This window comes from Sphingomonas sp. BT-65 (genome assembly GCF_026107375.2).
Lineage (GTDB): Bacteria > Pseudomonadota > Alphaproteobacteria > Sphingomonadales > Sphingomonadaceae > Sphingomonas.
The window spans coordinates 2,532,797-2,557,046 of the sequence record NZ_JAPCIA010000001.1 but is presented as its reverse complement, the minus strand read 5'-3'; the positions used below and the strand labels follow the sequence as shown (position 1 = coordinate 2,557,046).

Here is a 24,250-nt window from a genome sequence, read left to right as displayed (position 1 = left end):
CTTCAATTCGTGCCGGCAAAGCCGACGGAGAGGATGACGGCCCGGCGCTTGCCGGGATCGGTGACAATCGAAATGCGCGCCGGATCGGCCGCGCCGCTGCGAACGAGTGCCGCGGCGACCGTGCGCGCACGGTCAGCGGCGAGGATCGCCGCGCTACCCGTGGCTGGGTCGATATCGCGCGCGCCCTCGGCCGAGCCGGTGATGGCGATCCGCGTACGCGGGTCGCGCGCGGCCCCACGCGCCCAGAGGATGGCGCCGGACATGTCGGCGACCGCCGATCCCTCGGCGAACCCTTCCACGCGCGCGGCCGCCACCGCCATCGGCGGCACGACCGCCTCTTCGATCCCGAACCCCGCGCGCAGGCCCGCGAGCAATGTCGCGCGATCGAGCTCGCGATTGGCCTGGAGCAGCACGAAGAAACCGACCAGCAGCAGCGCAAGGTCGGCAAGGGTGATCACCCAGACCGAGCGCGCCGGCGCGATCTCGTCCCACATGTCGCCAGAAGCAATTGGGGTCATGCCGCGAGCTCCCGCTTGCGCGCGCGCTCGAGCGATGCGAGCTGGGCGAGCGGTGCGGCGAGCCGCAACCGTTCGCCCGCCTCTGCCCGCGCGAGCCGCTTGAGCCGCGACGCCACCGGCATCGCGATCAGGTTGGCGACCAGCGCGCCATAAAGCGTCGCGAGCAGCGCGACGGCCATCGCCGCGCCGATCGTCGCGGGATCCTGCATCGACGCGAACATCCGGACCAGGCCCAGGATCGTGCCGATCAGCCCCATCGCCGGCGCCGCCTCGGCCGCGCCGGTCCATACCTCGATCGCGGCGCGGTGCCGCTCGGCGCGGGCGGTGATGCGATCATTGACCAGCCGCGCGACCTGCTCGGGCTCGGCGCCGTCGACCGCCGCCTCGACCGCCGCCGCCATGTCGGGATCGGCGATCACCGACCGGTCGAGCGAGAACAGCCCGTGCCGCCGGGCGATGCGCTCGAGCGACGCGGTCTGGTCGAGCAGCGCATCGGCGCTGAACGGCCGCCGCCCCAAGCTGACCAGCGCCGCCACGGCGCGGCCGACATCGGCGGCGCAATTGCGCAGCACCACGGTGAGCGCGGTGCCGCCCAGCACGATCCCGATCGCGACCGGATCGAGAAAGGTGCCCGGGACCAGGCTGAAGGCAGATTCGGAAAGCGCGGCGATATTCATGCGCGTATCTTTGCAAGCCCCGGGCCAAGTCGCCCGCCCGCCCCCATGCGAGGCCCGTGCAGGCGGTGCAGCGTCGGCGACCGGCAAAACCGGCAAAATCCATTGCCGCCCCCGGCAACATCTTGCCGCTCGCTCGGCGCTTCCCGGCAATTCGGGCGATTTCAGGCCCCGCCCCGGAAACTGGCACGCCCATTGCTAGGAAGGCCGCGAACAAATGTGCGGAGGACGCATAGCATGGGTCAGAACAGTCTTTTCGGGGTGCACGGTGCAGCGCTCGCGGTGCGCTCGCAGCGCATGGGCGTGCTCGCGTCGAACATCGCGAACGCCTCGACGCCCGGCTACAAGGCCAAGGACATCGACTTCCGCGAGGCGCTCGACGCGATCGAGACGCCGGGCATGGAAGGCACCGATCCGATCACGGCCGCGACCAAGTTCCGCGTGCCCCTCCAGCCGAGCCTCGACGGCAACACCGTCGAGCTCGCCACCGAGCAGACCGCCTTCGCCGAGAACGCCGTCGCCTACCAGACGACGCTCGCGTTCCTCAACGGGCGCATCTCCACCATTACCCGCGCGCTGAAGGGAGAATAATCATGGCCGATCAGCCGCTCAGCATCTTCCAGGTCGCGGGCCGCGCCATGTCGGCGCAGCTCGTGCGGATGAACACCACCGCGTCGAACCTCGCCAATGTCGGCCAGGTCGCGTCGTCGGCGGCCGAGGCCTATCGCACGCAGAAGCCGGTGTTCCGCACCGCCTTCGACGCCGCGAACAACCTCGCCACCGTCGATGTCGAAAGCGTCGTCACCGCGGGCGAGGCGCCGACCAAGCGCTACGACCCCGGCAACCCGATGGCCGACAAGGACGGCAACATCTGGGAGAGCGCGGTCGATGAGACCCGCGAGCTGGTCGACATGATGGAGACCGCGCGCACCTATCAGAACAATGTCGAAGTGATGCAGACGGCGAAGACGCTGATCACCCAGACGCTCAACCTGGGACGCAGCTGATGGCGACGAGCTTTGACACGACGCTGGCCAATCTGGGCATCAACCGCACCGGAACCAGCGCGACCAATACGAACAAGCTCGGTTCGGAGGCGATGGACCAGTCCGACTTCCTCACGCTGATGACCGCGCAGATGAAGAACCAGGACCCGTTCGATCCGGTCGACAACACGCAGATGGTCGCCCAGATGGCGCAATTCTCGTCGCTCGCCGGCATCAGCGAGATGAATACGACGCTGCAGGCGATCGCCGCCAAGCTCGGCGCGACCTCGACCACGGACCTCGTCTCGTGGGTCGGCCGCACCGTGTTGACCGAGGGCAGCACCGCCTATCCGCGCACCGACGGCACGCTCGGCGGCGTGATCGAGCTCGGCGCCGACGCGGCGGAGGTCAATGTCGTGATCGAGGGGCCGAACGGCGAGATCCTCAAGAACGTCTCGCTCGGTTCTGCGACCAAGGGCCAGATCGAGTTCGAATGGGACGGCTCGACCGACACCGGCGAGGACGCCGGCGACGGCCCGTTCAAGATCCGTGTCGCCGCGCAGAACGCCGATGGCGGCGCGGTCACCGCCAAGCCGCTCGTCTGGGCCCCCGTCACCGCGGTGGCGATGGGCAGCGACGGCAATCCCGTCCTCACCCTGCCCGGCATCGGTCAGGTTTCCACCACCGCCGTCCGCAAGATCGGCTGAGTTCTCACAGGAGCCTAAGCAATGTCCTTCTACACCTCGCTCTCGGGTCTTCAGGCGGCGCAGACCGACATGTCGACGATCAGCCACAACCTGTCGAACGTCTCGACCAACGGCTTCAAGAAGAGCCGCACCGAGTTCGCCGACGTGATCGCGTCGAGCGTCTCGCTGAACCCCAACCAGATGGTCGGTTCGGGCACCACGGTGAAGGCGATCCGCCAGCAGTTCGGCCAGGGCGGAACGCAGCAATCGTCGTCCAGCCTCGACATCGCAATTTCGGGCGATGGCTTCTTCGCGGTCAAGCCGAGCCTCGACGCGGCCGGCGTCAACTTCACGCGCAACGGCAGCTTCCTGGTCGACAGCGACCGCTATGTCACGGATTCGCAGGGCTCGTACCTCCAGGTCTATCCGGTCGACGGCTCGGGCGCGGTGATCGCGACCGGCATGGGCTCGACCGTCAACCTGCGCCTGCCGCAGACCAGCGGCGTGCCCGAGGCGACCAAGAATGTCGGGCTCGCGCTCAACCTTTCGGCCTATTCGTCGGTGCCGTCGGAAGCATCGCGCTTCACGCCGGAGACGCCCTATGCCTTCGATCGCTTCGATCCGGGCACCTACAACAATTCGACCCAGACCACGATCTACGACGCCAGCGGCAACCCGCTGACGATGACCAGCTATTTCGTGCGCGAGACCACCGATGCACCTGCCACCTGGTCGGTCTACACCTTCGTCGGCGACAAGCAGCTCGGCACCGATCCGGCCAATCCGGAGCCGATCACGCTGACCTTCGACAGCAACGGCGCGCTGAGCGCACCGACCACGCCGACCCAGTTCGCGCCGTTCACCGTCGGCACCAGCACGACCGAGCAGCAGATCGCGCTCGACTTCGGCAGCACGACCACCCAGCTCGGCCAACCGTTCAGCGTCAACAACCGTTCGCAGGACGGCAAGGCGGTCGGCCAGCTCGACGGCGTGACGGTGGGCGAGGACGGCACGGTCCGCGCCAGCTTCTCGAACGGCGACAGCCTTGCGCTCGGCAAGATCGCGCTCGCCAACTTCTCCAACCCCTCGGGCCTGCGCCAGCTCGGCAACTCGACCTGGGCCGCCACCGGCCTGTCGGGTGAGCCGCGCCTCGGCGAGCCGGGGAGCAACGGGTTCGGGGGGCTGATGTCGGGTGCGATCGAGCGCTCGAACGTCGACATCACGGAGGAGCTGGTCGGCCTGATCGCGGCGCAGCGCAACTTCCAGGCGAACGCCAAGGCGCTCGATACCGCGAGCCAGATCTCGCAGACCATCTTCAACATCCGCAGCTGATTTCAGTAGGTTAAGGAGGCCAAGCGATGGACAGGCTCGTCTATACCGCACTGTCGGGGCTCAAGGGCCAGATGGATGCGCAGGCGACGATCGCGAACAACATCGCGAACGCCTCCACGATCGGCTTCCGCGCCGACCGGGTCAATTTCGAGCGGCTGATGGTCAAAGGCGACGGGCACGAATCCCGCCAGCCCAGCGCCGAGACCGTGGTCGATATGGACCGCCGCGCCGGCACGATCGTCTCGACCGGGCGCGGGCTCGACGTCGCCATCACCGGCGACAATTGGCTCGCGGTCCAGGCTGCCGACGGCAGCGAAGCTTACACGCGGCGCGGTGACCTGCGCATCGCACCGAGTGGCGTCTTGGAAACCGGCGACGGTTTCCCGGTGATGGGGTCGGGGGGCCCCATCACCGTGCCGCCCCACGACAAGATCATGATCGCCGACGACGGCACCATCTCGATCGTCGCCCCGGGCGCCGATCCGAGCCAGCCACCGCAGGTGATCGACCAGCTGAAGCTGGTCAGCGACCAGGGCAGCAAGACGATCAAGGGCCTGGACAATCTGCTCCATGTCCGCGGCGGCGGCGCGCTGCCCGCCGATCTCGATGCGCGCGTGCAGACCGGTGCGCTCGAGCAGTCGAACGTCAATCTGACGCAGGCGCTGGTCGACATGATCGAGAACCAGCGCAGCTACGAGGTGCAGGCCAACCTGCTCCGCGAAGCCAAGACGATGGACGAGAGCTCCGCATCGCTGATGCGGGTGAGCTAACGAATTTAAGGAAGGAACAGGACCATGGGTTCCGCAGCAATGCACATCGCGCGCACCGGGCTCGACGCCCAGGACATGCGCATGCGGGTGATCTCGAACAACCTCGCCAACGTCAACACGACGGGCTTCAAGCGCGACCGCGCCTCGTTCGAGGCGCTGGCCTATCAGGTCGTCACCGCGCCCGGCTCGGCGAGCACCTCGGAGACGCAATATGCCACGGGCCTGAACCTCGGCACCGGCGTGCGCATCCAGGGCACCGCGCGGATCGACACCCAGGGCTCGTTCCAGACCACCGGCAACGCGCTCGACCTGGCGCTCGACGGCAACGGCTTCTTCCAGGTGCAGATGCCCGGCGGCCAGCTCGGCTATACCCGCGCCGGCAACTTCACGCGTAGCCCCGAGGGGCTGCTGGTGACCACCGAGGGCTATCAGGTGATGCCCGGCATCACGATCCCCGAGGGGGCGACCGCGATCACCGTCGGCACCGACGGCACCGTCTCGGCCACCGTCCCCGGCCAGACCGAGGCGTCGCAGGTCGGCCAGATCCAGATCGCCGCCTTCCCCAATTCGGCGGGGCTCCAGGCGATCGGCGACAATTTCCTGGTCGAGACCGCGGCCAGCGGCGCGGTCAATCTCGGCATCGCCGGGCAGGACGGCCGCGGCAATATCCGCCAGGGCATGCTCGAGGGCTCGAATGTCAACGTCGTCGAGGAGCTGGTCGACATGATCGAGACCCAGCGCGCCTATGAGGTCAATTCGAAGATGATCTCGGCGTCCGATGAGATGCTCAAATATGTCAACCAGAACATCTGAGGCCAACGCTTCCAAGGGGAATGTCATGAAGTTCGCCGCAGGTCTCGCTACCGGCGCCGTCATCGTCGCCGTGCTCGCCTTCACCGCGCAGCCCGCCAAGGCACAGCTGTTCGGCGGCAAGAAGCCGAAGGAGGACTTCAGCGTCACTCTTCCGGCCCCCGCCGCGCCGGTCGCGCCCGCCAATGGCTCGATCTTCCAGGCGAGCCAGGGCTATGCCGCGCTGCACGAGGGCACGCGCGCGCGCCGCGTCGGCGATCCGCTGACGATCGTGCTGACCGAGCGCACCAGCGCGTCCAAGTCGGCCGGCTCGCAGCTCGACAGCGGCGGCGGCTTCTCGATCACCCCGCCGACCACCGGCGCATTGTCGCTGTTCAAGGAGAGCGACGCCAGCGTCAGCGGCAAGCGCAACTTCAAGGGCGCGGGCAGCGCCGACCAGGCGAATGCGCTGTCGGGCGAGGTCAGCGTGACCGTTGCCGAAGTCTATCCCAACGGTACGATGCTCGTGCAGGGGCAGAAGCGCGTGACGCTCAACCGGGGCGACGAGTTCATCCAGATCAAGGGGCTAGTCCGGCCGAGCGACATCGATGCGAACAACCGCATCGCCTCGACCCGCGTCGCCGACGCCCGCATTTCCTACACCGGCAAGGGCGATGTCGCCCGCGCCAGCCGGCAGGGGTGGCTCAACCGCTTCTTCCAGGTCATCAGCCCGTTCTGAGGATGAGAGACATGATCCGCTTCCTCGCTGCCCTGCTCGCCGCCATCCTGTTCGCCCAGCCCGTTGCGGCCGAGCGGATCAAGGACCTGGGCGCGTTCCAGGGCATCCGCTCGAACCAGCTCACCGGCTACGGCATCGTCGTCGGACTGCCGGGCACGGGCGACGACAATCTCGAATATACCGTCCAGTCCATGAAGGGCGTCACCGCCCGCTTCGGCCTGGCGCTGCCGCCCGGGGTCAACCCGGCGCTCAAGAACGCCGCGGTGGTGATGATCACCGCCGAGCTGCCGCCCTTCGCCAAGCCCGGGCAGAAGCTCGACATCACCGTCTCGTCGATGGGCAAGGCCAAGTCGCTGCGCGGCGGCACGCTGGTGATGACACCGCTGCTCGGTGCCGACGGCCAGATCTATGCGATGGCGCAGGGCAACCTCGCCGTCGGCGGGCTGGGGGCTGAGGGGGCCGACGGCTCGAAGATCGTCGTCAACATCCCGTCCTCGGGCCGCATCCCGGAAGGGGCGACGGTCGAGCGCGCGGTCGAGACCGGCTTCGCCGACACGCCCTATCTCACCTACAACCTCGCCCGCTCGGACTTCACCACCGCGCAGCGCGTGGCGGATGCGATCAACGGCCGCTTCGGCTTCGGCACCGCGCGCGCGATCGACGGCGTGTCGGTCGCGGTGACGGCGCAGCCGGGCGCTGACGCCCGGGCGCGGATCATGAGCGAGATCGAGAATCTCCCGGTCGACGCCGCCGAGGCGCCGGCCAAGGTCATCGTCAACGCGCGCACCGGCACGGTGGTGATCAACTCGGCCGTCCGCGTCAGCCCGGCCGCGGTAACGCATGGTAAACTCACCGTTCGTATTGATGAATCCCAGCGCGTCAGCCAGCCGGCGCCGTTCAGCCAGGGGGAAACCACGGTCGAACAGCGCAGCGCGGTCGGCGTCGAGGAGGAGAAGCGTCCGATGTTCCTGCTGGAGCCTGGTCCCAAGCTTGCCGATGTGGTCAAGGCGGTGAACGCGATCGGCGCGTCGCCGGCCGACCTCGTCGCGATCCTCGAGGCGCTCAAGCAGGCCGGCGCGCTCAAGGCGGAGCTGATCGTCCTGTGACCCAGATTCCCGCGCCCGTTTCGAAGCTCTCCGGCAGTGTCTCGACCGACACCGCCCGCCTCGGCACGCGCGACAATCTGGACAAGGCGGGCGAGCAGTTCGAGGCGATCTTCACCAGGATGATGCTGTCCTCGATGCGCAAGGCGAAGCTGGCCGACAGCCTGTTCGAAAGCCAGGCGCTCGACCAGTTCCGCGACATGCAGGACCAGAAGCTCGCCGAGAACATGGCCGCGCACACGCCGATCGGCATCGGCAAGGCGATGACCGCGTTCCTCGCCAAGGCCGGCGACCTGGCCCCGGAAGGTAAGCCCGAATGACCGACATGCTCTCGATCGGCGCCAGCGGCGTCCGCGCCTATCAGAGCGCGCTGACCACGACGTCGGAGAATATCGCCAACGCCGGCACCGCTGGCTATTCGCGCCGCGTCGCCACGCTGCGTGAGGTCGCCGCGCCGAGCGACGGGTCGAACCGCGTGCTCAACGGCCTCGGCGTCACCGTCACCGGCATCACCCGCGCCGCCAGCGACACCCGCAACGCCGAGGTCCGCGCCGCGGGCTCCGACCTCGCGCGCAGCGAGGCCGGCGCGGTGTGGCTCGACCGGATCGAGGGCGCGCTCACCGGCAACAAGCTCGACGAGCGCCTCACCGCCTTCTTCAATGCTGCAACCGCGCTCGCCGCCGATCCCTCGGCCAGCGCCCCGCGCGCGACCACGCTCCAGGCGGCGGCCGGGCTCGCCAGTGCCTTTGCCGGCACCGGCGCGGCGCTCGACGGTGCGCTCGCCGATCTCGACGCCGGTGCCGATGCGATGGCCGGCCAGCTCAACACGCTCACCGCGAGCCTCGCCAAGGTCAATTCCTCGCTCGGCCGCGTCGCGCAAGGCACCAGTTCGCAGGCGGCTTTGCTCGACGAGCGCGACCGGCTGCTCGAATCGATGAGCGCGCTCACCGATGTTGGCGTCAGCTTCGACGCTGCCGGCCGCGCCACCGTCAAGGCCGGCTCGGGCGGCCCGCTGCTCGTCCAGGGCGATCAGGCCGCGGTCGCGACCTATCCCCGCGGCCCCGGCGGCGCCACCTCCTTCGCCGTCTACGGCATCGACGGCAGCCATGCGCTGAGCCCGAGCGGCGGCGCGCTTGCCGGCATCGCCGAGGGCGCGGCGCGCATCGCCGACGCGCGCGACGCGCTCGACCGCATCGCCGTCGATCTCGCCAATGGCGTCAACGCCGTGCAGGCGGGCGGCGAGGATCTCGACGGCACTGCCGGCGCGGCGATGTTCAGCGCGACCGGCGCATCCGACTTCAAGCTCGTGCTCGACGACCCGCGCGGTATCGCCGCCGCGGCGCCGGGCGGGGGCGAGCGCAGCAACGGCAATCTCGCCAACCTCGCCGCGCTGCGCACCGACGGCAAGTTCGAGGGCAAGCTCACCACGCTCACCACCGACAATGCCAGCGCACTCGCCGGCCGCCGCTCGATCGCCGAGGTACAGTCGACGATCCGCAGCAACGCCGCCGCGGCGCGCGATTCGCTCGCTGGCGTCAATGTCGACGAGGAAGCCGTCGACCTGATCCGCTTCCAGCAAGCCTATCAGGCGTCGAGCCGCGTCATCCAGGTCGCGCGCGAGACGCTCGACGCCATCTTCAACATCCGGTGACCGCGATGCGCGTGACGACCACCCAGACCTATGACCGGCCCTCGCTGCTGATGAGGAGCCTGACCAGTCAGGCTGACCGGCTGCAGATCCAGATCGCGACCGGCAAGAAGATCCTCGCGCCGTCGGACAGCGCCTCGGGCTGGCAGCAGCTTTCGGGCCTCAAGCGCGCCGCGTCCGATGACGGTGTGTACGGCGAGAACGTCAAGATGGCGCAATCGCTGCTCGCATCGACCGACGCCGCGCTCGAGACCGTCGAGACCCAGCTCCAGCGCGCCAAGGCCTTCGCCATCCAGGCCAACAGCGAGACGGTGACGCCCGAGGGCCGCGCCGCGATCCTGAAAGAGGTCGAGGCGATCATCACCGACCTGCTCGGCGTGGTGAACGGCAAGGACAGCCGCGGCCAGCCGCTGTTCGGCGGCGCGGCCGGCGATGCTGCCTATGCCCGCCAGCCCGGCGGCTCGATCGCCTATGTCGGCTCGGGCGAGGCCGCACCGATACCCGTCGGCGACGGCGTCGAGATCGCCGCGACCGAGACCGGCGCCCGCGCCTTTGGTGACATTCCAGGCGCGAACGGCGCTACGGACATGTTCGCGATCCTCAACGCCTTCGCCGCCGCGCTCCAGCCCAGCGCGGAGCCCGGCGGGGTCGAGACCGCGATGACCGATCTCGACGCCGCGCTCGACCAGCTCGGCACCACCCGCGCTTCGGTCGGCGCGCGTGCCTTCCGCATGGATCTCGAGGCGGAGCGTCTCGTCGATGTCGACACCGCGCGCGAGGCGACGCGCAGTGGCCTCGAGGAGATCGACACCTCGACCGCGATCGCCGAGCTGCAGAAGACGCTGACGATCCTGCAGGCGACCCAGGCGAGCTTCACCAAGCTCACGGGTATGTCGCTGTTCGATTACCTGCGCTGAGCCGGAACGCCCTCCGCAACTTCAGCTTGCAATGTTGGATTTGTTCTGTTTTTGTTCCACGATGCTTCTCGTCTCCCTTTTCGCGCTTCCTCGGTGCGATCACGTCGGGTGGAGGGCAAGTCGGGGGGGACGTAGTGTGAGCTTTGACAGCTTCCGGCACATCGCGTCGGCAGCCGATCAGCGTCCTGTTAACCATATTCTAGCGCTTTTCCGCTCAAGTTCCGGCCCGCGCTGCCGTTTCTAGAAGTAACCAAGCAGCGCCGGGGGGTAGCGAGCGAAGTCATGTTTCCAGCAATCGGTTTCGTCGTCCTCATCGCCATGGTGTTCGGCGGCTTCGCCATCACCGGCGGCGCGCTCGAGCCCGTGCTTCACGCACTTCCACACGAGATGCTGATCATCGGCGGTGCTGCCCTCGGCGCGCTGATCATCGGCAATAGCGGCCGCGAGCTGAAAGCGCTCGGCGGCGGTTTCATGAAGGTGCTCAAGGGCCCCAAATACAAGAAGCAGGATTATCTCGACGTCATCTTCCTTGTCAGCAAGCTGATGAAGATGCTGCGCGTCGACGGCCCGATCGCGCTCGAACCGCATGTCGAGGATCCCAAATCCTCCGCCATCTTCGCCGAGTATCCCCGCCTGCTCGCCGACAAGACTTTGGTCAACCTGATCTCCGACACGCTGCGCCTCGTCGTCGTCTCGTCGGGCACGCTCGACGTGCACGCGGTCGAGGAGGTGATGGACAATGCGATCAAGACCCATCACCACGAGGTCGAGGAGCCCCAGCACGCGCTCCAGGGCCTCGCCGACGCGCTGCCGGCGCTCGGCATCGTCGCCGCGGTGCTCGGCGTGGTGAAGACGATGGGCTCGATCGACAAGCCGCCGGCGATCCTCGGCGCGATGATCGGCTCGGCGCTGGTCGGCACCTTCCTCGGCGTGCTGCTCGCCTATGGTCTGGTCGGTCCGCTGGCGGGGCGTCTCAAGCAGATCATCGACGCCGACGCCGCGATCTACCACACGGTCAAGCAGATCATCATCGCCTCGCTCCACGGCCATCCGCAGCCGTTGGTGATCGAGGCCGCGCGCTCGGGCATCGCACACCACAACCAGCCGGGCTTCGCCGAAGTGTTCGACGGCCTGCGCGGTAGGTAAGCATGACGGCCAGGGCGCCACATGCGGCGAAGCTGCCGCCCAAGATCATCGTCAAGAAGATCTATGTCGAGGGTGGCGGCGGCCATCACGGCGGCGCGTGGAAGGTCGCCTATGCCGACTTCGTCACCGCGATGATGGCGTTCTTCCTGCTGATGTGGCTGCTCGGCGCGACCAACGAGAAGCAGCGCAAGGCGCTCGCCGACTATTTCGCGCCCACGCTGATCGAGTTCAAGCAGAACAGCGCCGGCTCCAACGGCCTGCTCGGCGGCGACGCGCTGCAGGGCAAGGACAATTACCCGACCATGGCCAAGCAGACCGGCACGCGATCGATGACGATCCCCGCCGGCGCGGCGGGCGGCGATCGCGTCGGCACCGGCGAGAAGGGCAGCCTCAAGGACAAGGAGGCGATGGACGCCGCCGACCGCAAGGGCTTCGCCAAGATGAAGGCGGAGATCGAGCGGCGCATCAAGACCACGCCCGGTCTCGCCAAGCTCGGCAAGCATGTCCGCTTCGTGCCGACGCGCGACGGCATGCGCATCGATCTCATGGACAATGCCGATTATTCGATGTTCGCGCTCGGCACGACCAGCTTCGTGCCCGAGGCGGCGAAGCTCGTCGCGATGGTGGCGGAATCGGTCGCGCAATCGGAGAACCCGATCATGATCCGCGGCCATACCGACAGCCTCGGCTATGGCGACCCGCAGAACATGAACAACTGGATGCTCTCCAGCGCGCGTTCGGAAGAGACCCGCCGCCGCCTCGCCGCGGGCGGCGTCGCCGAGCCCCGCTTCGAGCGGATCGAGGGCGTCGCCGATCGCGAGCCGCTGATCAAGACCGACCCCGCCGATCCGCGCAACCGGCGCGTGGCGATCACGTTGCTCTATCGCAAGAGCAAGCTGGACCGGTAACGGTCAGAACAGCTGCTTGCGGATTGACAGCCGGACTACCCGGCCGGTCGGATCGAGGATGTTCGGCGCGAACGCGGCCGGGGTCACGCCGTTCTCGTCGGTCACCCGCTGACGCGCGTCGAACAGGTTGACCACGCCGAGCTCGACCTGGGTGTTGCGCAGCCAGAGGTGCTTGCGGCCGAGATCGCGATAGTCGGCAGGCCGGATCCCGACCTCGAGATTGAGCGTCGCCAAGCTGGCATAATCCAACCGCGACGTGCTGCCGAGCGGCCCGATGGTGCGCTGCGAGGCGCTGCGCCAGTTCCCGATCATCGAGGCGCGAAGCCAGTCGAAGCGCAGATTGGACCGCGCTTCCACCAGATGCGCCGGCCGTGTCGTCTCACCGTTCAGCCGGTCGATCGCGGGCAGTCCGGGCCGGATCACTGCCTTGTCCTCGATCAGCCAGGTGTGCCTGACGCTGAGATTCAACCGGTTGCCGCCACCACCGCCCCCACCGCCGCCGAAGCGACCACCACCACCGCCGGGCCCGCCGAAGCGACCGCCGCCGCGGCCCGCGCCCGGCCCCGGGCCACGGCTTTCACCTTGCCCTTCGCCTGCGCGTTGGCCTTGATCCTGGCGTTGCCCTTCGGCCTGGCGCCCGCGTTGGTTGCCGCCGAACACACTTTGCTGCCCCATACGGCGGAACTCGTCAGCGCGCGCCACCATTTCGGGCGGCAGCGGCTCACCAGTGCGCCGTGACTCCGCCATTGCCTCGCGGAACGCGGCGAACTCCGCCTGTCGGCGCTTCTGGGCCGGCGAGGGCAGCGACACGCCGAAATTGATCCCCCAGCTGAACTGGGACCGTTGCGAACTGCTGTAGTTGACCGGCCGTGCATCGATGCTGAGCAATCGGCCGGAACCGTCACGGACGAACCGCTCGGGGAACGCCGCCTCGGTCTCCGCAGTGGCACCCGGGAAGTTCTGGGTCTCGTCACGGAAACGTCGCCGCGTGTAGCTGGCATCGATGCTGAGATCGACATCCGACAACGGACGAATCTGGGCGCCAAGCCGCATGACCCTGCTGCGGTCGGCGCGCAGCAGCGGATTGCCGCCGGTGATACGGGTGATGTCGACGGTTTCGCCGCGCACGTAATCGAACGTCCGCACGTTCGGCGTCGTGATCACCGGATCGCCGAGCTGTCCGGGCTCTGGCGCGGAGCGGTCGAAGGTCCAGTTGGCGATCAGCCGGATCTCGTTGATCGGATTCCAGTTCACGCCATAGCCCGAAGCGGTCAGCCTGCCGAAATCGGAGAGGTGGTTAACCTCGAAATTCGCGGTCACCGAAAGATTGCCGAGCGCGCTCAACACGCCCGCATTCCGGTTGGCGATCGGCACGCTGATGTTGCCCCGCGCGGTCGCAATATCGCGCGAGATATCCCCCGCGCGGAACACGCCTGAACGAAGCGAGCTGCTGGACAGGTCGCTCATGCTTCCCGCGACGCGGAGGCTGGTATTGACCTCGCCCGCCGGCATCCGGAACAGCGCTCCGTTGGTAAGCATGTCGACTTGCGCCCGGCTCGATTCCGAGCGGCTGATGTCCGATGGCCGGATCGCGAGCGCGCTCAGCGGAAGCGGCGCAAACGGGTTGAACGCGGGATCGCCTGCGTCGAGCAGCGCCTGCGCGCCGCGCACGTCCACGCCCCGCGTGGTGTGCGTTTCCGACCAGTTGCGGTTGTAGTCGCCGGTGACCGACCAGTTCCATTTGCTCGACCAGGGCGAGCCATCGCCATTGATGCTGAACTGGCCCTGCAAGTTCTTGCGGTCGTCCGATCGCGTCAGCGGCCCCAGATTGTCGAGATAGCGCAGCAGCTGCACATCGGTGGTGAAGGGCGAGAAGGGATTGCCCGTAGGGAGCTCCAGCGTCGCGGTCGGCAGGCCGAGCAGCGATTCGCTCTGCCGCGCTTCCAGGCGCACGTTCGCCGTCGCACGGACCGTGGGCGACAGCGTCCGGCTGACGAGACCGCCGATGACGAGCTCGCGCTGCGGGCTCACCAGGGTTCGGTAGGCGGAGGGGCCGTTCACATTGGCGCGGTTGGCATTGGCGGCGAATGCGCCAAGGCTTTGTGGACCGCCTGCGGCGCCATCGGGCACGCCCGCGACCGTCACCAGCGTTCCCGCGGCCGCGCTCAGCGCCGGATCGATCTCGCCGCCGTTGAAGCCGGTGATGTTGCCCCGTGTGTCGAACAGCGAGGTCGACGAACGCGAGACGCCGCGTTCGCTCTCCAATATCCCCGAATTCTGGTCATATTCGACGTTGATCTGCACCCGGCCATCGCGATTGAGCTTGAGGATGCTCATCTCGGCATCGACGCCGGAATTGCCTCCGGCGGTCGGCGTCTCACCCTGGATTTCGGCCGTGATCGCCTGGAAACGCCGCCGCAGCACGAAGTTGATCACTTTCTGCGTGGCGCCATAGCCATAGCGGAGCGCGGCTTCCTCGGGCAGGATGTCCATGCGCTCGATCGCCTCGGGCGGGAGCTGGCGCACTTCGTTGAGGCTCGACCGCCGCCCGCTCAGCAGGATCACTGGCTGCTCGCCGCCGCGCCCGGCGCCGCTGCCGAGCTGCGGCGCGAGCTGCTCGATCAGCTCGCCGACGTTCGACGCACCATAGGCACGGATGTCGGCCGGATTGAGGATAACCTCCGGCTTGACGTCGCCCGGCACCGCGCCGCGCAGCTGGCCGGTGACGACGACCTCCTCGCCTTCGATCTCCTCCCCCACGTCGCCGCTGGCGTCCGGAGCGGGAGGTGTCCCTTCCTGTGCCGATGCCGGCGCCTGCTGCGCAGCGGCCATCGCCGTGGGCGCCACCGTGGCGATCAACCCCGTTACCATCCACGCCGCGCGCCGCATTCGTCCCTCCCGCTCGTCCGGCCCACATAACCGTCCGTCGTCTCAATAAGTATGACTTGTCGCAAAAATGTGCCGCCCCGAAAAATTAGTGCGGCCTGAATGCTTCAGCCGGCGTCGTGACCCTGCAGCCGCGCATGGTGGCGGATCACCTCGTCGATGATGAAGCGTAGGAACTTCTCGGAGAATTCGGGATCGAGGTCGGCCTGCGCCGCCAGCTCGCGCAGCCGCGCGATCTGGCGTTCCTCGCGCCCCGGATCGGCGGGCGGCAGCCCGGTCTCGGCCTTGTGGCGCCCCACCGCCTGAGTGATCTGGAAGCGCTCGGCGAGCAGGAAGACGAGCGCGGCGTCGATCCGGTCGATGCTCTGGCGATAGCGTTGCAGCGTCTCGTCGCTCATTGGTGTTCCCTTTCGCGGCACCAGCCCGCTCCCCCACCCGGCCACCCACATGATACTGCCGTTGGGTGGCCGGGTGGGGGAGCGGGCTGGTGCCGCCTCGTTGAAGCTCGCGCGCCTTCTTGCGCCGCTTTCACCCGCGCGCAAGCCCTGCGCACTTGCCTTTCGCCTGCGTTGCAGCCACATCGCGCCCAGCATGAGCGCGACCGTTCACAACATTGGCCCCCGCAACGGCCGTGGCACCGACCCTTCGCTGGAGCCCATGATCGCGCTGGTCGCGGCGGACATGAACCTCGTCAACGCCGTGATCCTCGACCGGATGCAGTCGCAGATCCCGCTGATCCCGGAGCTCGCCGGGCATCTCATCGCGGGCGGCGGCAAGCGCATGCGGCCGATGCTGACGCTGGCGAGCGCGCGGCTGCTCGACTATTCGGGCGCGCGCCACCACCGGCTCGCCGCCGCGGTCGAGTTCATCCACACCGCGACGCTGCTCCACGACGATGTCGTCGACGGATCGGACTTGCGCCGCGGCAAGCGCACCGCCAACCTCATCTGGGGCAATCCGGCGAGCGTGCTGGTCGGCGACTTCCTGTTCAGCCGCAGCTTCGAACTGATGGTCGAGGACGGCAGCCTCAAGGTGCTCAAGATCCTCTCCAACGCGAGCGCCGTGATCGCCGAGGGCGAGGTCAACCAGCTCACCGCCGCGCGCCGCATCGATCTGGCCGAGGAGCGCTATCTCGAGATCATCGGCGCCAAGACCGCCGTGTTGTTCGCCGCCGCCTGCCGCATCGCCGCGGTGGTCGCCGAACGGCCTGAGTCGGAGGAGGCCGCGCTCGACGCCTATGGCCGCAATCTCGGCATCGCCTTTCAGCTGGTCGACGACGCGATCGACTATGTCTCGGACGCCGGGACGATGGGCAAGGACGCCGGCGATGATTTCCGCGAGGGCAAGATGACGCTCCCCGTCATCCTCGCTTATGCCCGCGGCAGCGAGGCCGACCGCGCCTTCTGGAAGGAAGCCGTGCTCGGCCGCCGCACCGACGACGCGGATTTCGCGCACGCGGTCACCCTCGTCCGCTCGAGCCGCGCCGTCGACGATACGCTCGCGCGCGCGCGCCACTACGGCCAGCGCGCGATCGACGCGCTCGGCATCTTCCCGGCCAGCGCCGCCAAGGACGCGATGATCGAAGCGGTCGAGTTCGCGGTCGCCCGCGCGTACTGACCCTCAGGCCTCGCTTTCCTCGTCCGCTTCCTCATCGACGCCGAGCGCATCTTCCTCGTCATCGTCCAGCGCATCGTCGATCGACTCGCTGATCAGGTCGAGCTGCTCATAGCTCGCGGTGAACTCGGTGGTCTCGCCGTCCTCGTCCTCGATGCTGATCAGATAGTCGCCCTTGCCGTCGGCGGTGACGCTGAACGTGGAAAGTCCTTTTGCCATGCGATGTCTCCTTCGAACCCCGCAACGCGCGTGACGCGATTGGGTGCCATGAGGCTTCAAGCATTGCGGTGAACCGCGTAGAGCCGGCTCGTGACCGACCTCCCGATCCATGCCGTGCTGCCCGATCTGCTCGCCGCGCTCCGTGCGCGGAGCAATGCCGTGCTGGTCGCGCCACCGGGCGCGGGCAAGACCACCGCGGTCGCCCCGGCGCTGCTGTCAGAGCCATGGTGCACCGGCGAGATCCTGCTGCTCTCCCCGCGCCGGCTGGCCGCACGTGCCGCGGCCGAGCGGATGGCGTCGCTTACCGGCCAGCCTGTCGGCAAGACCTTTGGCTACGCCACCCGGATGGACACGCGCCGCTCGGGCGAGACTCGCGTAACCGTCGTCACCGAGGGGATTTTCGTCAACCGCATCCAGGCCGATCCCGATCTGGCCGGCGTCTCCGCTGTGCTGTTCGACGAGGTGCACGAGCGCAGCCTCGATAGCGATTTCGGCCTTGCCCTTGCGCTCGACGCCCAGGCCGCGCTGAGGCCTGATCTGCGATTGGTGGCGATGTCGGCCACGCTCGACGGCGCGCGCTTCTCCACCCTGATGGGGGACGCGCCGGTGATCGAGAGTCAGGGACGTAGCCATCCGCTCGAGCTGCGCCATCTCGGCCGCGCCGCGGAAGCGCGGATCGAGGATTCGGTCGCCGCCGCGATCCGGCAGGCACTGCGGGAACGCGATGGCGGCATCCTCGCATTCCTCCCCGGCGTCGCCGAGATCGAGCGCACCGCAGAACGTCTCGACCCGCCGCCCGGCACCGTCCTCCACAAGCTCCACGGCAGCCTCGACCCGGCCGCGCAGCGCGCCGCGATCGCCCCCGATCCGCAGGGCAGGCGCAAGATCGTGCTCGCGACGTCGATCGCCGAGACCTCGCTCACCCTCGACGGCATCCGCATCGTCGTCGACTCGGGCCTCGCCCGCCGCCCGCGCTACGATCGCGCCGCGGGCATGACCTGCCTCGTCACCGAGCGCGCGAGCCAGGCCGCGGTGACCCAGCGCGCCGGCCGCGCCGCGCGCCAGGGGCCAGGCATCGCCTATCGCCTGTGGGAAGCCGCCGCCACCGCCGGCCTGCCGCGCTTCGATCCGCCCGAGATCCTCGAAGCCGACCTCTCCGCGCTGACCCTCGATTGCGCACTGTGGGGCGTCGCCGACCCGCGGGAGCTGCAATGGCTCGACCCGCCGCCCGAAGCCGCGGTGCAAGAGGCGCGTGCCCGCCTCGCCGCGCTCGAAGCGCTCGACCCCGACGGCCGCCCCACCGCGCACGGCAAGGCGATCGCGCGCCTGCCCCTCCCGCCGCGCCTCGGCCACATGTTGGCGCGGGCAGGCGAAATCGGCCTCGGGACGACCGCCGCGCAAGTCGCGGTGCTGCTCGGCGAGCGCGGCCTGGGCGGCCCCGACGCCGATCTCGAGCACCGCCTGCGCCGCTGGCGCACTGAGCACGGCCAGCGCGCCGATAATGCGCGCCGCCTCGCAGAGCGCTGGGCGAAGTTCGTCTCCGACGCCCCGGCGCCCGCCTTCGACCCGGGCTCGTCAGAAGCGGTTGCCGCGTGCGTCGCGCTCGCCTTTCCCGACCGCATCGCCCGCCGCCGCGACGCCTCGGGGGAGACCTGGGCCTCGGCCGGTGGCCGCGGCTTCCGGCTCGATCCCACCTCTACGCTCGCCCGCCACGAGTGGCTGGCGGTGGCCGAAACGCAGGGCATGGCCGCGGGCGCGCGCATCCTCGCCGCCGCACCGATCGACGCGGCCAGCATCGAAACGCTGTTCGGCCACCGCATCGAAACACGCCGCACTGTCCGCTTCGATCCCGCCACCGGCCGCGTCGAAGCGGCGCGCGAACGCCGTCTCGGGGCGATCCGTCTCTCCTCGGGCCCCGACACCGCCGCCGATCCGGGCGAGATCGCCGCCGCGCTGCTCGAAGGCGTACGCACACACGGCCTCGACTTGCTGCCCTGGTCCGCGACCGCGTGCGCGCTGCGCACCCGCGCCGCTTATGCCGGGCTCGACGCGCTATCCGATACAGCACTGCTGGCCGAGCTCGACGACTGGTTGCCGCCACTGCTCGCCGGCAAGCGCCGCCTTGACGCCATTCCAGCCGAAGCACTGACCCAGGCGCTGCAGAATCGTCTCGGCTGGGACGGGCAGAGGCAGCTCGACCGGCTCGCCCCCGCCCGCTTCGAGACCCCGGCGGGCTCGACTCACGAGATCGACTATGCCGCTGAAGGTGGCCCCACCGTCGAGCTGCGCGTGCAGGCGCTGTTTGGTCTGGCGACGCACCCTGCTCTGGGCAACGGCACCCCGCTCGTGCTTTCGCTCACCTCACCCGCCGGCCGTCCGATCCAGACGACGCGCGACCTGCCCGGTTTCTGGAAGGGCAGCTGGGCCGATGTCGCCAAGGAGATGCGGGGCCGCTATCCCCGCCACCCCTGGCCCGACGACCCCGCCGCCGCCAGCGCTACGCTGCGCACCAAAAATGCGGATGCGCGGCGCGCCGGATCGCGATAAAGGGCCAATCCATGTCCACCGCACGCATCTATCAGCGCCCGAAGAACGCCATGCAGTCGGGCCGTTTCCGCACCGATCGCTGGGTGCTCGAATATAATCCTGGCGAACAGCAGCGCCCCGACCCACTGACCGGCTGGGCCGGCTCGGGCGACACGCGCAATCAGCTGCGCCTCAATTTCCCGACGCTCGAGGCCGCGCAGGACTATGCGACGCGGGAGGGGATCGCCTTCCACGTCGTCCCCGCGCCGCAGCGCAAGCTCAAGCTCCAGGCCTACGCCGACAATTTCCGGTGACCCCGGCCGAGCTGCTCGACCGCTGGATCGCAGCATTCAACGCGGCCGACGCCGATGCGCTCGCCGCGCTCTACCATGACGATGCGGTCAATCATCAGGTCGCCAATGCGCCGGTCGCCGGCCGCGATGCGATCCGCGCGATGTTCGCGGCCGAATTCGCGGCGGCGCAGATGGTCTGCATCCCGGTCAACCGCATGGCCGACGGTGAGTGGGCAGCGATGGAGTGGCAGGACCCCAAGGGGTTCCGCGGTTGCGGCTTCTTCCACGTGGTCGACGGTCTCATCCGAATGCAGCGCGGCTATTGGGATCGCCTGAGCTTCGAGCGGCTCTACGCCAGCAACGACTGACCCAGCACCAGCAGCAGCTTGACGTCGATCGCCATCCCGCGCGCCCGGCAATCCGCGACGAAATCGGGCACTTGCGCGAGCTTCACGCGATGCACGGTGATGCCCTCGCCCTCCACCCCGCCGCCCTCGCCGGTGCGGACCAGGTCATGCGCCCGCACCAGCGTGAAGCTCTCGCTGACCATGCCGGGCGAGGAGAAATATTCGCCGAGCGATTCGACCCGCCCCGGGCGATAGCCGGTCTCCTCCTCCAGCTCGCGTGCCGCCGCGATCTCCACGGGTTCGTCATCGGTCTCGTCGCCGACCAGCCCTGCCGGAAGTTCGAGGCAGGCGCGGCCGAGCGGAACGCGATATTGCTCGACCAGGATCAGTTGCCCCGCCGCGTCGATCGCCACGATCACCGCGGCGCGGATACCGCGGGCGCGTGCAACATATTCCCAGCGGCCCTGCTTCTTCGCGGTGATGAACTTGCCCTGCCAGACGGTCTCGACCGGGGCGTCGGCATCGGGGAGGCTCACAGCTCGATCAGCCGGTCGGGCAGCTCGTTGGCGTCGGCCTCGGTCTTGGGGAAGTACTGCGCCAGCACCGTGCCAATTTGCGCCACCGCCGCCGCCATCCCGCCCGCCGGATCGCCCGCACGGATGCGGTCGATCAGCGCCACCATCGCCTCGCCCCACACCGCATCGTCGACCTTGGCGACGATCGCCTCGTCGGCGACGATCTCGGCGCGGTGCTCGGCGAGGCTCAGATAGAGCAGCACGCCGACGCGCGCGGCGGTGCGCTTCTCCGCGCTCGCCTTGAAGAATTGCACCGCGCGCCGCCGCACCCGCCGCCCGCGCACCGCCGACGGGATCAGCAGCCCGCGGAACGGCAGCGCCTCGAACCCGAAGCGCACGACAAGAAACAGCACGGCCTGCACCACCACCAGCAGCGCGAGCTGGATGTGCCGATCGGCCTCTCCCCACCCGCCAGTGAAAAACGCCAGCTTGGCATCGAGCAACCCCGGAAAGGCCGCGAACAGCCCCAGCGCCGCGAGCATCGCCGCCGCCGCATAATAGAGCGAGACGTCGTGATAATGGTCCGACCAGTCGGTGACGATCGTCACGATCTCGCTGTCGGTGCCGCGTTCAGCCCCGGCGACCGCGGCGGTCACCTGGCCATGCTCATCACTCGTGAACCGCCGTGTCATCACCAGCCCCCCGATGCGCCGCCGCCGCCGAACGACCCGCCGCCGCCCGAGAAGCCACCGCCTCCACCGCCCCAGGACGATCCGCCGCCATCTCCCCAAGACGACCCGCCCCAGGAGGAACCGCCATCGCCCCAGCCCGGGCCCCAGATCACCACCGGGGCATGGCCACCCCGGTATTTCTTGCCACGCGCCGCGCCGATCACGATCGGCAGCACCACCGTCAGGACGACGAAGATCCAGAAGGCGATCACGAACCAGTTCGCGCCACCGCCGCGCGATCGCTGACGGCTGCCCGCGTCGACGAGCTGCTTGGCGCGCACCTCGGCGGCTTCGAGCGGCAATTTGAGCTGCTCGTTGATCGCGTTCGCGCCCGCGACGATACCGCCGCCCATGTCGCCGCTGCGAAAGGCCGGCAGGATCGTGTCGCGGATGATCATGCCGGAGAGCGCGTCGGTCATGATCGGCTCGAGGCCATAGCCGACCTCGATCCGCACCTTGCGCTCGGTGGGTGCGACCAGCAGGATGATGCCGTTGTCGGCCTCCGACTGGCCGATCTTCCACGCGCGGCCGAGCTTGTAGCCGAAATCCTCGATCGGATAGTCCTGCAGGTCGGGCACGGTGGCGACGACCAGCTGCCGCCCCGTGGCCTTCTCGGTCGCGTCCGACATCGCGGTCAGCTGCGCTTCCTGCTCGGGGCTGAGCAGATTGGCGGCATCGACCACCCGGCCAGTCAGCTTGGGGAAGGTCTGCGCCTGCGCCGCGGTGCCGGCCAGCACCGCGAGCATGAGGGCGAGGAACAGATACAGCGGCCTCATGGGGTTGCTCCCGGCACGTCGATTTCTCGAATGATCGCGGCGCTTCCATCCATAATCCCGGCGGCCATGTCACCTTGCCTGAATCGCGGCATAATGCGGTCGGTGATGATCGCCATCGCTTCTTCGTCGCGCAGTACACCCTCCAGGCCGTAGCCGACCTCGATCCGCACCCTGCGTTCGGTCGGCGCGACGATCAGCATCACGCCATCGTCGATATCGTAGCGCCCGACTCCCCATGCACGCCCCAATTCGACACCGACGTCCTCGATGCGCCGGCCACCGAGGCTCGGCAGAGTGACCACAACGAACTGCGCACGCGTCTTCTTTTCCGCCGCCGCCAATTCACGAGTCAGCAGTCCTTCCTTGTCGGGCGGCAGCAAATCGGCCTTGTCGACCACGCGCCCAGTCAGCGCGGGCAGGTCGCGCGGCGCGCTCCCTTCCGATTTACTCCCGCAACCGATCAGGACGATGGCGGCCAGCAGGACAGCGCGATGCATCATCGCCTCCGCTCCGTCAGCGGCGGCTCAGCTCTCGTTTCCGAAATTCACGCTCGGTGCCGTCTCCGCCCCCGGCGTGGTCGCCTGGAACGGGGTCATCGGCTTGGCGCCGTAGAAAATCTTGGCGCCGATCGCGTCGGGGAAGGTACGGATGGTGGTGTTATAGCTCTGCACCGCCTCGTTATAGTCGCGGCGCGAGATGCCGATGCGGTTCTCGGTGCCCTCGAGCTGAGTCATCAGCGTCGCATAATTGGCCTGGCTCTTGAGCTCGGGATAGGCTTCCTGCAGCCGCTGCAGCGACAGCGTGACCGCATTCTGCGCGCGGTCGAACGCCTGGACCTTGGCCGGGTCGGTCAGATCGGCGTCGCTGACGCGCACCTGAGTGGCGGCGGCGCGCGCCTGGGTCACCTCGACCAGGATCGACTTCTCCTGCGCGCCGGCGGCACGGACGGTCGAGACGAGGTTGGGGATCAGGTCGGCGCGGCGCTGATACTGGTTCTGCACCTCGGCCCATTTCGCCTTCGCCGCTTCCTCGGCAGTGGGCACGCTGTTGAGCCCGCAGGCCGACAGCAGGGCGGCGGAAACCAGCGCAGCAACGAGACGAAGCTTCATGTCGAAACATCCCTCCAAGTGTGTCGCATCGATACGACACCTGCGAAGGTAGGGGACGCCGCGCCGCTTCGCAATGGAAAGCCGGGTTGCCGCCCCGGAATCGCACGGTTACCCTCGCTCCGCACAGACAGTACAGGGGTGCGTCCATGATCAACGAATTCAAGGCCTTCATCGCGCGCGGCAATGTGCTCGACCTCGCCGTCGCGGTCATCATCGGCGCGGCATTCGGCAAGATCGTGACCTCGCTGACCGAGGACATCATCATGCCGGTGATCGGCAAGATCTTCGGCGGGCTCGATTTCTCGAGCTATTTCCTGGTGCTGGGCGAGGTGCCGGCGAACCTTCAGGGCTCGACCGACTATGCCGCGCTCAAAAAGGCCGGCGTGCCGCTGTTCGGCTATGGCGAGTTCATCACCCAGTCGGTGAACTTCCTGATCATCGCCTTCATCATCTTCCTGCTGATCCGCGCGGTGAACCGTATCGTCCCGGCGACGCAGGCCGCGGCGGCCGAGGATCCAGCCGATGTCGTGCTGCTCCGCGAGATTCGCGACGAGCTGAAGAAGCGCAACGCCGCGGCCTAGGCCGCCGCCAGCTCCTCGGCGGTGGCGTCCGCAAGGCTGGTGCCGTCGAGGATCCGCGCGGTCTCGTCGCGCACGCGCGCCATCGCGTGGCGGATCGCGCAGGCGGCTTCGTCCTTGCAGTCGAGGCACGGGCGATAGGCGGTGCGGCTGACGCACGGCACCAGCGCCAGTGGCCCCTCAATGACGCGGATGATCTCGCCCAATGAGATGAGGTGGTTGGGCCGCGCGAGGCGATAGCCGCCCATTTTGCCGCGCGTCGAATCGAGGAATCCTGCCTCACGCAGGTCGGCGAGGATCAGCTCGAGGAACTTGCGCGGCACGTTCGCCTCGGCGGCGATGCGGGTCATCGGCGTCGGCGCGCCGTCCCGCGGCTGCTTCGCCAGGAACAGCATGGCGCGCAGGGCATAACGGGAACGCTGGGTAAGCATGGCATGTTA

Annotated in this window: 29 protein-coding genes; 18 read left to right on the top strand and 11 right to left on the bottom strand. The window is 68.4% G+C overall.

The genetic code is table 11. From position 1 onward, the window contains the following. Nucleotides 1-2: 2 nt before the first annotated feature. Both OK349_RS12285 and OK349_RS12280 read right to left on the bottom strand, forming a co-directional pair. Nucleotides 3-518, bottom strand: coding sequence for a flagellar motor protein MotB (locus tag OK349_RS12285; protein WP_265118087.1), 516 nt, complete (start codon nt 516-518; stop codon nt 3-5). Further along, entirely contained in the window at nt 515-1,195 is a 681-nt protein-coding gene (locus OK349_RS12280) for a motility protein A (RefSeq protein WP_265118086.1), read from the bottom strand. Before OK349_RS12280 ends, OK349_RS12285 begins: the two co-directional genes overlap by 4 nt. A 234-nt stretch (nt 1,196-1,429) precedes the next feature. Here OK349_RS12280 and flgB point away from each other — a divergent pair, with 234 nt between their 5' ends. The 13 genes from flgB to OK349_RS12215 all read left to right on the top strand — a co-directional run bounded on the left by flgB (nt 1,430) and on the right by OK349_RS12215 (nt 12,216). After that, the gene (flgB, locus tag OK349_RS12275) at nt 1,430-1,783 is read left to right on the top strand and encodes a flagellar basal body rod protein FlgB (protein WP_265118085.1); all 354 of its coding nucleotides are present in this window, start codon (nt 1,430-1,432) and stop codon (nt 1,781-1,783) included. Nucleotides 1,784-1,785: 2 nt separating this feature from the next. Continuing rightward, the gene (gene flgC, locus OK349_RS12270; RefSeq protein WP_265118084.1) at nt 1,786-2,199 is read left to right on the top strand and encodes a flagellar basal body rod protein FlgC; all 414 of its coding nucleotides are present in this window, start codon (nt 1,786-1,788) and stop codon (nt 2,197-2,199) included. Next, a complete protein-coding gene (locus OK349_RS12265) occupies nt 2,199-2,885 on the top strand; it encodes a flagellar hook assembly protein FlgD (protein ID WP_265118083.1) in 687 nt (228 codons plus the stop codon). The genes flgC and OK349_RS12265 overlap by 1 nt, the downstream gene beginning before the upstream one ends. 21 nt (nt 2,886-2,906) lie before the next feature. Then, nucleotides 2,907-4,196, top strand: a complete 1,290-nt coding sequence (gene flgE, locus OK349_RS12260; protein ID WP_265118082.1) for a flagellar hook protein FlgE — start codon at nt 2,907-2,909, stop codon at nt 4,194-4,196. 26 nt (nt 4,197-4,222) lie between these two features. Further along, nucleotides 4,223-4,966 (top strand): flagellar basal-body rod protein FlgF, encoded by a 744-nt coding sequence (gene flgF, locus OK349_RS12255; protein WP_265118081.1) that lies wholly within the window; start codon nt 4,223-4,225, stop codon nt 4,964-4,966. A gap of 24 nt (nt 4,967-4,990) precedes the next feature. After that, nucleotides 4,991-5,779 carry a flagellar basal-body rod protein FlgG gene (gene flgG / locus OK349_RS12250; protein WP_265118080.1) on the top strand — a complete coding sequence of 263 codons (789 nt, stop codon included), beginning with the start codon at nt 4,991-4,993 and terminating at the stop codon, nt 5,777-5,779. A 25-nt stretch (nt 5,780-5,804) separates the two neighbouring features. Further along, nucleotides 5,805-6,494, top strand: a complete 690-nt coding sequence (locus OK349_RS12245; protein WP_265118079.1) for a flagellar basal body L-ring protein FlgH — start codon at nt 5,805-5,807, stop codon at nt 6,492-6,494. A gap of 2 nt (nt 6,495-6,496) precedes the next feature. Next, a complete protein-coding gene (locus OK349_RS12240) occupies nt 6,497-7,600 on the top strand; it encodes a flagellar basal body P-ring protein FlgI (protein WP_372340557.1) in 1,104 nt (367 codons plus the stop codon). After that, complete coding sequence (locus tag OK349_RS12235; protein WP_265118077.1) at nt 7,597-7,917, top strand: rod-binding protein; 321 nt, start codon at nt 7,597-7,599, stop codon at nt 7,915-7,917. The genes OK349_RS12240 and OK349_RS12235 overlap by 4 nt, the downstream gene beginning before the upstream one ends. Further along, complete coding sequence (gene flgK / locus OK349_RS12230) at nt 7,914-9,248, top strand: flagellar hook-associated protein FlgK (protein ID WP_265118076.1); 1,335 nt, start codon at nt 7,914-7,916, stop codon at nt 9,246-9,248. The genes OK349_RS12235 and flgK overlap by 4 nt, the downstream gene beginning before the upstream one ends. 5 nt (nt 9,249-9,253) lie before the next feature. Next, a complete protein-coding gene (locus OK349_RS12225) occupies nt 9,254-10,162 on the top strand; it encodes a flagellin N-terminal helical domain-containing protein (RefSeq protein ID WP_265118601.1) in 909 nt (302 codons plus the stop codon). Between the two features lie 282 nt (nt 10,163-10,444). Beyond that, nucleotides 10,445-11,308: a flagellar motor stator protein MotA gene (gene motA / locus OK349_RS12220; protein WP_265118075.1), complete on the top strand. Its 864-nt coding sequence runs from the start codon at nt 10,445-10,447 to the stop codon at nt 11,306-11,308. A 2-nt stretch (nt 11,309-11,310) separates the two neighbouring features. Further along, nucleotides 11,311-12,216 (top strand): flagellar motor protein MotB, encoded by a 906-nt coding sequence (locus OK349_RS12215; RefSeq protein ID WP_265118074.1) that lies wholly within the window; start codon nt 11,311-11,313, stop codon nt 12,214-12,216. A gap of 3 nt (nt 12,217-12,219) precedes the next feature. Here OK349_RS12215 and OK349_RS12210 read toward each other — a convergent pair whose 3' ends face one another. Together OK349_RS12210 and OK349_RS12205 are read right to left on the bottom strand one after the other, a co-directional pair. Further along, nucleotides 12,220-15,105, bottom strand: a complete 2,886-nt coding sequence (locus OK349_RS12210) for a TonB-dependent receptor (RefSeq protein WP_265118073.1) — start codon at nt 15,103-15,105, stop codon at nt 12,220-12,222. A gap of 104 nt (nt 15,106-15,209) precedes the next feature. Continuing rightward, nucleotides 15,210-15,500 (bottom strand): chorismate mutase, encoded by a 291-nt coding sequence (locus tag OK349_RS12205; protein WP_265118072.1) that lies wholly within the window; start codon nt 15,498-15,500, stop codon nt 15,210-15,212. Between the two features lie 193 nt (nt 15,501-15,693). On the opposite strand from OK349_RS12205, the gene OK349_RS12200 reads away from it, so the two are divergent. Next, a complete protein-coding gene (locus OK349_RS12200) occupies nt 15,694-16,719 on the top strand; it encodes a polyprenyl synthetase family protein (protein ID WP_265118071.1) in 1,026 nt (341 codons plus the stop codon). Between the two features lie 3 nt (nt 16,720-16,722). Here the strand turns inward: OK349_RS12200 and OK349_RS12195 are convergent, their stop codons facing one another. Next, a complete protein-coding gene (locus OK349_RS12195) occupies nt 16,723-16,935 on the bottom strand; it encodes a hypothetical protein (protein ID WP_265118070.1) in 213 nt (70 codons plus the stop codon). A gap of 90 nt (nt 16,936-17,025) precedes the next feature. Between OK349_RS12195 and hrpB the strand changes: the two genes are divergently transcribed. From hrpB to OK349_RS12180, 3 genes are read left to right on the top strand one after another with little or no spacing between them, the layout of a single operon-like run. Next, nucleotides 17,026-19,482 (top strand): ATP-dependent helicase HrpB, encoded by a 2,457-nt coding sequence (hrpB, locus tag OK349_RS12190; RefSeq protein WP_265118069.1) that lies wholly within the window; start codon nt 17,026-17,028, stop codon nt 19,480-19,482. Between the two features lie 11 nt (nt 19,483-19,493). Next, nucleotides 19,494-19,775: an ETC complex I subunit gene (locus OK349_RS12185; RefSeq protein WP_265118068.1), complete on the top strand. Its 282-nt coding sequence runs from the start codon at nt 19,494-19,496 to the stop codon at nt 19,773-19,775. Next, a complete protein-coding gene (locus tag OK349_RS12180; protein ID WP_265118067.1) occupies nt 19,772-20,122 on the top strand; it encodes a nuclear transport factor 2 family protein in 351 nt (116 codons plus the stop codon). The genes OK349_RS12185 and OK349_RS12180 overlap by 4 nt, the downstream gene beginning before the upstream one ends. Here the strand turns inward: OK349_RS12180 and OK349_RS12175 are convergent. Genes OK349_RS12175 through OK349_RS12155 form a run of 5 tightly spaced genes read right to left on the bottom strand, consistent with a single transcriptional unit; the run spans nt 20,104 to nt 23,232 of the window. Then, nucleotides 20,104-20,637 (bottom strand): NUDIX hydrolase, encoded by a 534-nt coding sequence (locus OK349_RS12175; protein WP_265118066.1) that lies wholly within the window; start codon nt 20,635-20,637, stop codon nt 20,104-20,106. The two genes, OK349_RS12180 and OK349_RS12175, sit on opposite strands and share 19 nt — an antisense overlap. Further along, a complete protein-coding gene (locus OK349_RS12170; RefSeq protein WP_265118065.1) occupies nt 20,634-21,308 on the bottom strand; it encodes a TPM domain-containing protein in 675 nt (224 codons plus the stop codon). The genes OK349_RS12175 and OK349_RS12170 overlap by 4 nt, the downstream gene beginning before the upstream one ends. Then, nucleotides 21,308-22,123 carry a TPM domain-containing protein gene (locus OK349_RS12165; RefSeq protein ID WP_265118064.1) on the bottom strand — a complete coding sequence of 272 codons (816 nt, stop codon included), beginning with the start codon at nt 22,121-22,123 and terminating at the stop codon, nt 21,308-21,310. Before OK349_RS12165 ends, OK349_RS12170 begins: the two co-directional genes overlap by 1 nt. After that, on the bottom strand, nt 22,120-22,623 hold the full coding sequence (locus OK349_RS12160; protein WP_265118063.1) for a TPM domain-containing protein: 504 nt from the start codon (nt 22,621-22,623) through the stop codon (nt 22,120-22,122). Before OK349_RS12160 ends, OK349_RS12165 begins: the two co-directional genes overlap by 4 nt. Nucleotides 22,624-22,647: 24 nt before the next feature. Beyond that, nucleotides 22,648-23,232, bottom strand: coding sequence for a LemA family protein (locus OK349_RS12155; RefSeq protein ID WP_265118062.1), 585 nt, complete (start codon nt 23,230-23,232; stop codon nt 22,648-22,650). A gap of 146 nt (nt 23,233-23,378) precedes the next feature. On the opposite strand from OK349_RS12155, the gene mscL reads away from it, so the two are divergent. Then, nucleotides 23,379-23,813 (top strand): large conductance mechanosensitive channel protein MscL, encoded by a 435-nt coding sequence (gene mscL, locus OK349_RS12150; protein ID WP_265118061.1) that lies wholly within the window; start codon nt 23,379-23,381, stop codon nt 23,811-23,813. On the opposite strand, the gene OK349_RS12145 is transcribed toward mscL, so the two are convergent. Further along, on the bottom strand, nt 23,810-24,241 hold the full coding sequence (locus OK349_RS12145; RefSeq protein ID WP_265118060.1) for an RrF2 family transcriptional regulator: 432 nt from the start codon (nt 24,239-24,241) through the stop codon (nt 23,810-23,812). The genes mscL and OK349_RS12145 overlap by 4 nt on opposite strands. Nucleotides 24,242-24,250 lie beyond the last annotated feature (9 nt).